Source organism: Sphaerimonospora thailandensis, assembly GCF_016863115.1.
GTDB lineage: Bacteria > Actinomycetota > Actinomycetes > Streptosporangiales > Streptosporangiaceae > Sphaerimonospora > Sphaerimonospora cavernae.
In genome coordinates this window covers 1-687 of the sequence record NZ_BOOG01000153.1, presented here as the reverse complement: position 1 = coordinate 687, position 687 = coordinate 1, and the positions used below count along the sequence as shown (strand labels likewise).

At 74.4% G+C, this 687-nt stretch carries 1 protein-coding gene; it reads left to right on the top strand.

What is annotated here, in order from left to right; all coding sequences use genetic code 11:
• A partial coding sequence (locus Mth01_RS29405; RefSeq protein ID WP_204019221.1) for a chaplin family protein occupies nt 1–687 on the top strand: 687 nt, incomplete at both ends.

Sequence of the window (687 nt, the reverse complement as noted above, 5' to 3'; positions counted from 1 at the left end):
GGTGGTGGCGCCGATCACCGCGCCGATCAACGTCTGCGGCAACTCCGTCGCCGTGCTCGGCGAGGCGTTCTCCGGCTGCCGCGGCGGCTCGTCGGTCGGCGGCGGCCACGATCACGGCCACAGGCCACGCCGCGACAAGCCCGCCCGCGAGCGGCGCGGCGGCGGTAAGTGGACCCACCCCGGCTCGAGTGGTCACGACACCGACTGGCGATACTCCGGGGGCAGCGGCACCCGGGTGGTGACGCCGGGCAAGAAGCCGAGGACGATCAGGAGGGACCGGCCGGGCAACTGGGGCGCGGGCGGGAACCGCACTTCGGGCACCTCCTCGATCGGGGGCGGCAACCAGGTGGTCGCGCCGATCACTGTGCCGATCAACGTCTGCGGGAACGCCGTGGCGATCGCCGGTGACGCGTTCGCGGGCTGCCGCGGCGGGGCCACCGTGAAGGGGAGCTGGGGACGGCACGGCTACTGGGGCGCGGGCGGGAACCGCACCTCGGGCCGCTCCTCCATCCTGGGCGGCAACCAGTTGGTGGCGCCGATCACCGCGCCGATCAACATCTGCGGCAACGCGGTCGCCGTTCTCGGCGAGGCGGCGGGGGGCTGCAAGGGCGGCGCGTCGGTGACGGGCAGCGTCGGCGGAGGCGGCAACATCACCTCCGGCCGGTACGGCATCCTCGCCGGCAACCA